The sequence below is a fragment of the Novosphingobium aromaticivorans DSM 12444 genome (assembly GCF_000013325.1).
Lineage (GTDB): Bacteria > Pseudomonadota > Alphaproteobacteria > Sphingomonadales > Sphingomonadaceae > Novosphingobium > Novosphingobium aromaticivorans.
This window is the reverse complement of record NC_007794.1, coordinates 2,452,212-2,463,847: the sequence shown is the minus strand read 5'-3', so window position 1 is coordinate 2,463,847 and position 11,636 is coordinate 2,452,212. Positions and strand designations below refer to the sequence as shown.

The window sequence follows — 11,636 nt, the reverse complement described above, 5'->3', positions numbered from 1 at the left end:
ATGGGACTGAAGGCCGCTTGGGAGGCGCACGTCGTGCCGCGCATGATCAAGTGCGCGTGCGCTTCGCCGAACATCATGGAGCTGCGGGCGGGCGTCGTGCCGCGCGCGCAGGGGCGCGTGTTCGAGATTGGCTGCGGCGGCGGACTGAACCAGCGGTTCTACGACAGCTCCCGCGTGACAGGTTTTGCCGGGATCGATCCTTCGGGCAAGCTGCTCGACTATGCGCGCGAGGCTGCGGCCCGGAAGGGATGGCAGGCCGACATCCGCGAGGGCGTTGGCGAGGATATCCCGTTCGAGGACGAGAGCTTCGATACCGCCGTGTGCACCTATACGCTGTGTTCGGTGCACGATCCGGTCAAGGTGCTGAGCGAACTTCATCGCATTCTCAAGCCGGGCGGCACGCTGCTGTTTCTCGAACACGGGTTGAGCCCCGATGCCGGCGTTGCGAAATGGCAGCGGCGGATCGAACCCTTGTGGAAGCCGCTGATGGGCGGGTGCCACCTTTCGCGCGCGGTGACCGCGCCTGTGATCCGGGCGGGTTTCCAGGTGGAGCATCCGGGCCACCAGTACATGCCGGGCATGCCCAGGTGGGCGGCGTGGATGGAATGGGGTTCGGGCGTGAAGCTGCGCTAGGCCAGAACGAGAAAGGCCCCGCCGTGATGGCGGGGCCTTTCGTTTGTCGGCAGGTTCGGACCGGTCAGGCGCCGAAGGTGCGCTGCCACCAGCCACGGCGCGGGGTCTGATCCCCGGCTTCGCCTTCGGTGGCGGCCTCTTCGGCAGCGGTCTGTGCAGCGACAGGCGCTTCGGCGGTCACCGTTTCGGCCGGAGCGGCGTCGGAGGCGACGGCTTCGACCTTCTTCTTGCGGACGCGCTTGGGCTTGGCCGGGGCTTCCTCTGCGGCAGCGGCAGCCGGTTCGGCAGCTTCGGCTTCGGTTTCGGCTTCGGCTTCGGGGGCGGGAGCAGCCTCGACCTTCTTCTTACGGGTGCGCTTGGGCTTGGCCGGGGCTTCTTCCGCGACCGGTTCAGCGGCGGCAGGTTCAGCAGCTTCGGGGGCAGCCGGTGCGGCTTCGGCTTCGGCTTCGGGGGCGGGAGCAGCCTCGACCTTCTTCTTGCGGGTGCGCTTGGGCTTGGCCGGGGCTTCCTCGACGACCGGCTCAACTGCCGGTTCGGCAGCGGCGGGCGCTTCCTCGGCCGCAGGGGCTTCGGCTGCTTCGGCTACGGCTTCCGCTGCGCCGGCATCGTCGCCTTCGGCTTCATCGTGGCCCGACTGGTCGGCACCGTTCTCGCCGTTTTCACGGCCACCGCGCCTGCGACGACCACGACGGCGGCGCTTGCGCGGACCGCGATCGTTCTCGTCGGCGTTTTCGTCCGAAGTGGCAGCTTCGTTGCCTTCGGCTTCGTCGCCCTCGGCGTCGGCATCGGTATCGGCTTCGGCATCGTCCAGCGAGGTTTCGACCTCGCCATCGGTGCCGTCCTCGCGGCGGTCGCGGTTGCGGCCACGGCGGCGCTTGCGGCGCTTGCGACGACCGTCGCTCCGCTCGCCCTCGTCACCTTCTGCGGCGCGGTTGCCGCGCGGCGCGCGTTCCTCGACTTCTTCCTCGTCCTCGTAGGCGTCCTCGACCACGTCGTCCTCTTCAGGTTCGACGATGGGTTCGAAGCGTGGGACGAATTCGGGCTTGGGCCCGCGCGAGGCGACGCGCATCTTCGCGCCTTCGTTCTCGCCCTCGGGAATGACCTCGACGGTGACGCCATAGCGTTCCTCGATCTCGGCCAGGTCCGCGCGCTTGGCGTTGAGGACGTAGACCGCCGCTTCCTGCGAGGCGTAGAGCGTGACGACGTTGCCCTTGCCCTTGGCAGCTTCGTCCTCGATCAGGCGCAGCGCGGAAAGGCCGGCCGACGAGGCGGTGCGGACAAGACCCGAGCCGTCGCAGTGCGGGCAGGCGCGGGTGGTGGCCTCGAGAACGCCGGTGCGCAGGCGCTGGCGGCTCATCTCCATCAGGCCGAAGCCCGAGATGCGGCCGACCTGGATGCGCGCGCGGTCGTTCTTGAGCGCGTCCTTCATCGCCTTCTCGACCTTACGGATGTTCGATCCGTATTCCATGTCGATGAAGTCGATCACGACGAGGCCGGCCATGTCGCGCAGGCGGAGCTGGCGGGCGATTTCGCGCGCGGCCTCGAGGTTGGTGGCGACCGCAGTCTGCTCGATGCCGTGTTCCTTGGTGGAGCGGCCCGAGTTGATGTCGATCGAGACGAGCGCCTCGGTCGGGTTGATGACGAGGTAGCCGCCGCTCTTGAGCTGGACGACGGGGTCGTACATCGCGGTGAGCTGGTCCTCGGCGCCATAGCGCTGGAACAGCGGGACGGGGTCCGCATAGGCCTTCACGCGCTTGGCGTGGCTGGGCATCAGCAGCTTCATGAAGTCCTTGGCGGCACGGTAGCCATGCTCGCCCTCGACGACGACTTCCTCGATATCGCGGTTGTAGATGTCGCGGATGGCGCGCTTGATCAGGTCGCTGTCCGAATGGATCAGCGCGGGCGCGACCGACTTCATCGTGCGCTCGCGGATCTCGTCCCACAGGCGGGCGAGATAGTCGAAGTCGCGCTTGATCTCGGGCTTGGTGCGCTGGAGGCCGGCGGTGCGCACGATGCACGACATCGAGCGCGGCAGTTCCAGTTCGGAAATGATCGTCTTGAGGCGCTTGCGGTCCGAGGCCGAGTTGATCTTGCGGCTGATGCCGCCGCCGTGGCTCGAGTTCGGCATGAGCACGCAGTAGCGGCCCGCGAGGCTGAGGTAGGTGGTGAGGGCCGCGCCCTTGTTGCCACGCTCTTCCTTGACGACCTGGACGAGCAGCACCTGGCGGCGCTGGATCACGTCCTGGATCTTGTAGCGGCGGCGCAGCGCCATGCGCTTGGCGCGCAGTTCGTCTGCTTCCTTGCCCTGCGAACGGCCCTGGCGGCGGCGGCCCTGCTGGCGGCCACGGCGGCGGCCGTTGTCCTCGGACTCGCCTTCGCCGTCTTCCGAAGCCTCGGCGTCTTCGCCTTCCTCGCCTTCGTGGTCGAAGCCGTTCTCGACGACGCCGCCTTCGATTGTAGCGACCTGATCCTTCTCGGACGTATCGACCTCGGTCACGCCCTCATCGGAGTCGTAGCCTTCGCCATCGGCGTAGTCTTCGTCGTCACCATCCTCGGCGGCGCGCAGGGCGGCCTCTTCCTCGGCGTGGGCGGCTTCCTCGGCCAGAAGAGCCTCGCGGTCTTCCTTGGGGATCTGGTAGTAGTCGGGGTGGATTTCGCTGAACGCGAGGAACCCGTGGCGGTTGCCGCCGAAATCGACGAACGCCGCCTGAAGAGAGGGTTCTACCCGTGTAACCTTGGCGAGGTAGATATTGCCCTTGATCTGCTTGTGGTCCGCAGATTCAAAGTCGAATTCTTCAATCCGATTGCCCTTCAGCACCGCCACCCGGGTTTCTTCCTGGTGGCGCGCATCGATTAGCATGCGCGTGGTCATTACAATTTCTCCAGCCGCGCCGCCGCCGGGTTGCCCCAGCGTTCATGGCGCGGATCATTTGGGATGCGCGAGCCGCGTCCGGCCGGATTTCGTCCGTGCCGCGCGCGTTCGCGAATGCGGGTTTGCCGGATCGGAGCATCGGGACGCGCGGCGCGAAGCCTTGCCTGTCCTGTCGCTCGCCGCCCGGCGGCGGTTGGTTTGCGTCTGCTGTGAGGACAACTCGCGGCGAAATGCGCGTGCCGGCAAACGTCCAAGCCGATGCCGCCCCGACGGGGCAGTCTGGCAGGAACGGAACGCGGCTCATCATCACGGCATCAACCTTGTCACGCGGAGGAGGGCGCTTCTCGCCTGGTTCTCCCCACGGTGGCGGGATCTTGGCCAGCGGAGCGTTCCCTCGCCCACCGCGGCGCAAATCTGCGCTTTTGGCGGCTTCGGCGTGGACTTTGCCGGTGCTGGCTTGCCCCGGTAGATGGGTGCTAGCATCCCAAATGCAAACCAGCAATTAAAACAATGCGGCCAGTTCCCCGGTCCATCACGCAGAGCCATTTGTGCTGGACCATCCCGAGCGGGTCGGGGCATAGGCAAAGTCAGATGAAGAGCAGGGGCATCATTGCGGCGGCATTTGCAGCATCCGTTGCTGCGGCCGCGCTGATGTGGGCAGTCCTTACCAGCGGCATTGCCACGATCGAGCCGCGTTATGTCGTGCGGATGGACATGCCGGCCCGCGAGGGGCGGATCGGCCTGCCGCCGGTGGAAGGTCCGGCGGATACGAGCCGTCCGCTTGTGGTCATCGACGCGGGCCACGGCGGCCATGACCCGGGCGCAAGCGGGCCGGCGGGGGAACGCGAAAAGGACCTGACGCTGCTTCTCGCAGGCGCGCTGCGCGATGCCCTGCTGGCCGACGGACGAGTGCGGGTGGCGATGACCCGCGCCGAGGATCGCTTCCTGGTACTGGAGGAGCGGGGCGACATCGCACATCGGCTGGGCGCGGACCTGTTCCTGTCGGTCCATGCAGATGCCGCGCAGAACGACCTGGCGCAGGGGGCGACGGTCTACACGCTGTCCGACGAGGCTAGCGATTCGGTTGCCGAGGCCCTTGCCATGCGCGAAAACCGCGCCGACCAGGTCAACGGGGTGAAGCTGGCAGGCAAGGGCGAGGCTGTATCCTCGATCCTTGTCGACCTTGCCCGGCGAGAAATGCGCGGACGCTCGATGCGGTTCGGCGAGCTTGTCGTGCGCGAGGGCGATGGGCGCATCCGCTTTCACGAGACGCCCCAGCGCGAGGCCGCGTTCGTCGTGCTGAAGTCGCTCGACCTGCCATCGGCGCTGATCGAGGCGGGCTACATCAGCAATACAGACGATGCGCGCGCGATGGCCGACCCGGCGTGGCGCCAGACTTTTGCGGGCGTGGTGGCGCGGGCAATCGAGATTTTCCTGGCGGAAGGGCAGGCAGGCCCCGGCGTTGCGGCGCCCTGAACAGGATTTGCGACTGCAAGCTCTGGCTTGGCGGGGCGCGAGCGTGCTAGAGGCCCTGCACGATGGCCGAAGAGACCCCTGTGCAATCCCGGTTCACCCTCCTGCGCGAGGAAGGCCGTGTCCGCTGGCAAAGCTTCACCCGCTGGTACAGGGCGAAGTGGGGCGAGAGCCGCCGCTTCCGGATAGGCAACTATGTGCTGGGCGCGCTGCTGGCAGGCTGGATCGTGCTGTGGGTGGTGGTGTCGAGCGCCTTGCCTTCCGCCGACAAGCTGCTGACGTACCAGCCACCGCTGCCGACGATGGTGCGCGGCAACGACGGCGAGATCGTGTCGAGCTATGCGCGCGAGCGGCGCGTGCAGCTTCGTTTCGTCGACTTTCCCGAGCCGCTGATCAATGCGTTCCTTTCGGCCGAGGACAAGACGTTCTGGACCCATGGCGGTATCGACTATCTCGGCTTTGCCGGCGCCGTCGTGGACTATGTGACCAAGTACGGTTCGGGCGAACGTGCGCGCGGCGGTTCGACGATCACGCAGCAGGTCGCCAAGAACATCCTGATCGGCGACGAGTATTCGATCACGCGCAAGCTCAAGGAAATGATCCTTGCACGCCGGATCGAGGGCGTGCTCGACAAGCAGCAGATCCTCGAGCTTTATCTCAACGAGATTCCACTCGGTCGGCAGAGCTTTGGCGTACAGGCTGCGGCGCGGGCCTATTTCGACAAGGACGTGGGCGACCTGCAACTCCACGAGGCGGCGTTCCTGGCGATTCTGCCGAAGGCGCCCGAACGCTATGGCCGCGCAAAGTACGAGCAGCAGGCGATCACCCGGCGCAACTGGGTGCTGGACCAGATGGTCAAGAACGGCTGGGCAACGCCCGAGGCTGCTGCTGCGGCCAAGGCCATGCCGCTCGGCCTGAAGCCGCGCCGCGCCGAAAACTACAACACCGACGCGGGGTATTTCCTCGAGGAAGTGCGCCGCCAGCTGATCGACAAGTTCGGCGAGAAGGCCGAAGACGGGCCGCACAGCGTCTACGCGGGCGGACTGTGGGTGCGCACCTCGCTCGACACGCAACTCCAGACGGCTTCGCAGAACGCTCTGCGCGCGGCGCTGCTGCGCTATTCCGGCGGACGGGCGTGGCATGGGCCGATCGCGCGGATCGACGTCGACGGCGACCGCTGGCAGACCGAGCTGATCACCAGCAACATCTCCATCCGCTACCAGAACTGGCGCGTGGGCGTGCTGCTGTCGCGCAGCGGGTCGAGCGGGAAGGTCGGCTTCTCCGACGGGAAGACCGGAACACTGATCGGCTTGCCGGACAATATCCGGGCGGGCGACATCACGGCGGTTGCGCCTGTCGGCGGCGATACCTGGGCCGTCCGCACCGTGCCCGAGGTTTCAGGCGGCATGGTGGTGGAAGATCCGCAGAACGGTCGCATTCTTGCCATGCAGGGCGGGTTCGACGCGCGCCTCGGCTCGTTCAACCGGGCGACGCAGGCCAATCGCCAGCCGGGATCGACGATCAAGCCGTTCGTCTACGCGACCGGTCTGGACAACGGCATGACGCCTGCCTCGATGGTCGTCGATGGACCGTTCTGCGTCTACCAGGGCGCGGCGCTGGGCGAGAAGTGCTTCCGCAACTTCAACAACGAGGGTGGTGCGGGCAGCCACACGATGCGCTGGGGCCTTGAGCAGTCGCGCAACCTGATGACAGTGCGCATCGCCAACGACGTTGGCATGGACAAGGTCGTGCGAACCATCAAGGCGGTGGGGATCGGCCAGTATGAGCCCTACCTGTCGATGGCGCTGGGTGCTGGCGACACGACCGTGCTCAAGATGGTCAATGCCTATGCCGCGCTCGCCAATCAGGGGCGCCAGCACGAGCCGACGTTGATCGACTATGTGCAGGACCGCAACGGCAAGGTGATCTGGCGCGCGGACAACCGTCGTTGCGATGGATGCAGCATGCCGCAATGGGACGGCAAGCAGATGCCGCGCCTGAAGCCGACCGGCAAGCAGGTGATGGACGCGCGCACGGCCTATCAGGTGGTGCACATGCTCGAAGGCGTGGTCGTGCGGGGCACCGCGGTGTCGCTGCGCGACCTCGGCCTGCCGCTGTTCGGCAAGACCGGCACGACTTCGGGCCCGACCAACGTGTGGTTCGTCGGGGGTTCGCCCGACATCATCGCGGGTGTCTATGTCGGTTACGACCAGCCGCGCAGCCTTGGCGGTTACGCCCAGGGCGGGCGCATCGCCGCGCCGGTGTTCAAGCAACTGGTGCAGGAGACGCGCAGCCGCTGGAAGGACATTCCGTTCGCGGTTCCCGAAGGCGTGCGCATGGTCAAGATCGACCGCGTATCGGGCAAGCGCGTGTTCGGAGGCACCCCCGAGAACGACGTGGCCAAGGCTTCCGTCATCTGGGAGGCGTTCAAGCCCGATACCGAACCGCGTCGCACTGCGCGCGAGGGCGAGGTGAGCGCCAAGCAGGCGGTGATCGACGCGCTGCGCAAGGCGCGCACGGCGAGGGGCATCCCCGAAGGCGGCGCCGAGGAAGCGCCCGTCGAGCAGGACTTCCTCGAGGAACAGGGCGGGATCTACTGAGGCGTCAGCCGGTGGGGCATCAGTCGGTGAGGCATCAGCCGGGCCTGCCCCGAAAGGCATTGGTGGTCGCCAATTCGATCTGATAGGCTTCGCCGCATGACCAAGCTTGCGCTCACTGCCGTCACCGCAGCCTTCGCCCTCATTCTGTCCGCCCCGGCTTCCGCCGAACTGCCCACCGGCGCGCGTGCGCCGGATTTTGCGGCGCCGGGGGCGCTGGCGGGCAAGCCGTTCTCGTTCAAGCTGCACCAGGCGTTGAAGAAGGGGCCGGTGGTGCTCTACTTCTACCCGAAGGCGTTCACGCAAGGCTGCACCCTCGAAGCCCATGCCTTTGCCGAGGCGAGCGCAGATTTCCGCGCAGCGGGGGCGACGGTGATCGGCATGTCGAACGATGATGTCGCCACGTTGCAGAAGTTCTCGACCGAGGCCTGCCGCGACAAGTTCGCCGTGGCGAGCGCCAGCGCGAACCTGATCAAGGCCTATGACGTGGACCTGAAAAAGCCTGATGGCACGTCCACCGGGCTCACCAAGCGGACGAGCTATGTGATCGGACGCAACGGGCGGATCGTCATGGTCCATTCCGACATGGACTATCGCGACCACGTCAGGCTGACGCTCGCGGCGGTGCGCAAGCTCAAGGGCGGCAAGGGCTGAATCCGGTCCCGCGCGCTTACTGACACACGGTTGGGCTTTACATGCCTGCCCGCTTCGCTAAGCGGCGCAGTTCATATCGTGTTTCGCGTTTGATCGGAGTTGGATTGCCATGCGTGCCGAAGGGCAGGCCCATATCGACCGCATCGAGGCCGCACTGGCGCTGGTGCGCAAGTTCCTCGACTGGGACCGCGCGGTTCGCCGCCTTGACGAGCTGAACGCGCGCGTCGAGGACCCCAAGCTGTGGGACGATCCCAAGAAGGCCGAGGAAGTGATGCGCGAGCGTCGCCGGCTGGAAGCCTCGATCGGCACCGTCAACCAGATCGGCCAGGAAATGGCCGATGCCATCGAGTTCGTCGAACTCGGCGAAATGGAAGGCGACGAGGACACGATCAACGAAGGCCTCGCGACGCTTGCCGCGCTGGCCGAGCGTGCCGACAACGACAAGGTCCAGGCCCTGCTGGCGGGCGAGGCTGATGCCAACAACGCCTTCCTCGAAGTTCACGCGGGCGCGGGCGGCACCGAAAGCCAGGACTGGGCCGAGATGCTCCAGCGCATGTACACGCGCTGGGCCGAGCGGCACGGATACAAGGTTGAACTGGTCGACTATCACGCTGGCGAGGCTGCCGGGATCAAGTCGGCCACGCTGCTGATCAAGGGCGAGAACGCCTATGGCTATGCCAAGACCGAGAGCGGCGTGCACCGCCTCGTGCGCATCAGCCCCTATGACAGCTCGGCGCGGCGCCACACCTCGTTCAGCTCGGTCTGGGTCTATCCCGAGATCGACGACAACATCGAGGTCGAGATCAATCCGGCCGACCTCAAGATCGACACCTACCGCGCGTCGGGCGCGGGTGGGCAGCACGTGAACACGACCGACTCCGCGGTCCGCATCACCCACGTGCCCACCGGCATCATCGTCGCCAGCCAGAACGACCGCAGCCAGCACAAGAACCGCGCAACCGCGATGGGCATGCTGAAGGCGCGCATCTACGAGGCGGAACTGGCCAAGCGCGAGGCCGCGGCCAGCGGCGAATATGCGGCCAAGACCGAGATCGGCTGGGGCCACCAGATCCGCTCCTACGTGTTGCAGCCCTACCAGCAGGTGAAGGACCTGCGCACGGGCGTTGTCTCCACCAATCCCACCGAAGTGCTCGACGGCGCGCTCGACCCGTTCATGGCGGCGGCGCTTTCGCAGCGCGTGACCGGCGAGAAGGTGACGGTGGAGGACGACGATTGAGCAGGGCTGCGGCCCTCTCCTCTCTTGCGCTGGTGGCGCTGCTCGCCGCCTGCAAGCCGGCGCCGCAGGACGACCGGCTCGAAACCGCGCGCGGCTTCCCGCGGGCCGACCGTCCCGTGTCCGGGCCCGGCAGCAACGCCTTCTCCACCGAGAGTGACCGCGACAATCGTAACGAAGCCAATACCGTGATGGATCTTGCCGGGGTGAAGCCGGGCATGAGCGTGGCCGACATAGGCGCGGGCGAGGGGTACTATACGGTGCGCCTTGCCGAGCGCGTCGGCAAGGCGGGTCGCGTCCTGGCGCAGGACATCGACGGCGACGCCCTGCGCCGGCTGGGTTCGCGCGTCGAGAAGGACCGGCTCGACAACGTGTCGATCAAGCCCGGCGCACCTGACGATCCGCGCCTGCCCGAACGCAGCTTCGATCGCGTGTTCATGGTCCACATGTACCACGAGGTGAGCGAGCCCTATGCGTTCCTGTGGAGGCTATGGCCGGCGCTGAAACCGGGCGGCCGGGTGGTCGTTGTAGATGTCGACAGGTCGACCGACCGGCACGGGATTCCGCCGGCCCTGCTGATCTGCGAGCTGGAAGCGGTGGGCTTTCGCTTGGACGAATTTCACCGTAAGCCGGAAATAGCAGGGTACTATGCCCAGTTCGTGGCTGCTTCCAGGCGACCCGAGCCGGAGGGTATAAGGCCTTGTCGACTTAAGGCGGCAAAGGGTGCGAGCGCCGATGGCGCGTTGAAAGGAAATTGATGTCTGCGTTCAAGGGGTTGAAGCCGATTCTCTATGGTGGCCGTGAAGTCTGGCCACTGGTCGAGGGCGGCAAGGGCGTGGCGGCGACGAACCACATGAGTTCCGGCGCCTGGGCGGCAGCCGGCGGCATCGGCACGGTCAGCGCGGTCAATGCCGACAGCTACGACGCCGAAGGCAAGATCGTTCCACAGGTTTATCACGCCCTCACGCGCAAGGAGCGCCACGAGGAGCTGATCAAGTACGCGATCGACGGCGCGGTCGAGCAGGTCAAGCGAGCCTATGACATCGCCAGCGGCAAGGGCGCGATCAACATCAACGTGCTGTGGGAAATGGGCGGCGCGCAGCAGGTGCTCGAGGGTGTTCTGGAAAAGACCCGCGGCCTGGTCACCGGCGTCACCTGCGGCGCCGGCATGCCGTACAAGCTGTCCGAGATCGCGGCGCGGTTCAACGTGAACTATCTGCCCATCGTGTCGTCGGGCCGTGCATTCCGCGCGCTGTGGAAGCGCGCCTACCACAAGGTTTCGCACCTGCTTGCCGCCGTGGTCTATGAAGACCCGTGGCTGGCGGGCGGCCACAATGGCCTGTCCAACGCCGAAGACCCGCGCAAGCCGGAAGACCCCTATCCGCGCGTCAAGGCGCTGCGCGACGTGATGCGCGCCGAAGGCGTTTCGGATGACGTTCCCATCGTCATGGCGGGCGGCGTCTGGTTCCTGCGGGAATGGAACGACTGGATCGACAATCCCGAGCTTGGGGCGATTGCCTTCCAGTTCGGCACGCGCCCCCTGCTGACCGAGGAAAGCCCGATCCCCCAGGGGTGGAAGGACCACCTGCGCACGCTCGAGCCGGGCGACGTGTTGCTGCATCGCTTCTCGCCCACGGGGTTCTACTCGTCGGCGGTGCGTAATCCGTTCCTGCGCGCGCTCGAAGCGCGGTCGGAACGCCAGATTCCCTATTCGCGGGTGGAAGCCGGCGAACACACCGCGCAACTCGACGTCGGCGTAAGGGGCAAGAACTTCTGGGTGACGCCGAACGACCTGGCGCGCGCGCGCGAGTGGCACGGTGCCGGTTTCGTCCACGCCCTTCGCACGCCCGACGACACGATGGTCTTCGTGACGCCCCAGGAACGCGATGAAATCCAGCAGGACCAGAAGGACTGCATGGGCTGCCTTTCGCACTGCGGGTTCTCGTCGTGGAAGGATCACGACGACTACACGACCGGGCGGCTTGCCGATCCGCGCAGCTTCTGCATCCAGAAGACCTTGCAGGACATCGCGCACGGCGGCGATATCGACCAGAACCTGATGTTCGCGGGCCATGCGGCATACCGCTTCAAGCAGGACCCGTTCTATTCGAACAACTTCACCCCGACGGTGAAGCAGTTGGTCGATCGCATCCTGACCGGCGACTGAAAGCGC

General features: G+C 66.3%; 8 protein-coding genes. 7 read left to right on the top strand and 1 reads right to left on the bottom strand.

Features of this window, described 5'->3' with window-relative positions:
- On the top strand, nt 1-633 hold the full coding sequence (locus tag SARO_RS11675) for a class I SAM-dependent methyltransferase (RefSeq protein WP_011445962.1): 633 nt from the start codon (nt 1-3) through the stop codon (nt 631-633).
- Between the two features lie 64 nt (nt 634-697).
- Here SARO_RS11675 and SARO_RS11670 read toward each other — a convergent pair whose 3' ends face one another.
- The gene (locus tag SARO_RS11670) at nt 698-3,505 is read right to left on the bottom strand and encodes an Rne/Rng family ribonuclease (RefSeq protein WP_011445961.1); all 2,808 of its coding nucleotides are present in this window, start codon (nt 3,503-3,505) and stop codon (nt 698-700) included.
- A 591-nt stretch (nt 3,506-4,096) separates the two neighbouring features.
- Here SARO_RS11670 and SARO_RS11665 point away from each other — a divergent pair.
- The 6 genes from SARO_RS11665 to SARO_RS11640 all read left to right on the top strand — a co-directional run bounded on the left by SARO_RS11665 (nt 4,097) and on the right by SARO_RS11640 (nt 11,630).
- Entirely contained in the window at nt 4,097-4,981 is an 885-nt protein-coding gene (locus SARO_RS11665; protein WP_143004853.1) for an N-acetylmuramoyl-L-alanine amidase family protein, read from the top strand.
- A 62-nt stretch (nt 4,982-5,043) separates the two neighbouring features.
- Complete coding sequence (locus SARO_RS11660) at nt 5,044-7,578, top strand: penicillin-binding protein 1A (RefSeq protein ID WP_011445959.1); 2,535 nt, start codon at nt 5,044-5,046, stop codon at nt 7,576-7,578.
- A gap of 96 nt (nt 7,579-7,674) precedes the next feature.
- Nucleotides 7,675-8,229: a peroxiredoxin gene (locus SARO_RS11655; RefSeq protein WP_011445958.1), complete on the top strand. Its 555-nt coding sequence runs from the start codon at nt 7,675-7,677 to the stop codon at nt 8,227-8,229.
- 109 nt (nt 8,230-8,338) lie between these two features.
- A complete protein-coding gene (gene prfB, locus SARO_RS11650) occupies nt 8,339-9,466 on the top strand; it encodes a peptide chain release factor 2 (protein WP_011445957.1) in 1,128 nt (375 codons plus the stop codon).
- A complete protein-coding gene (locus tag SARO_RS11645; protein WP_011445956.1) occupies nt 9,463-10,221 on the top strand; it encodes a class I SAM-dependent methyltransferase in 759 nt (252 codons plus the stop codon). Before prfB ends, SARO_RS11645 begins: the two co-directional genes overlap by 4 nt.
- Nucleotides 10,221-11,630: an NAD(P)H-dependent flavin oxidoreductase gene (locus tag SARO_RS11640; RefSeq protein ID WP_011445955.1), complete on the top strand. Its 1,410-nt coding sequence runs from the start codon at nt 10,221-10,223 to the stop codon at nt 11,628-11,630. The genes SARO_RS11645 and SARO_RS11640 overlap by 1 nt, the downstream gene beginning before the upstream one ends.
- Nucleotides 11,631-11,636 lie beyond the last annotated feature (6 nt).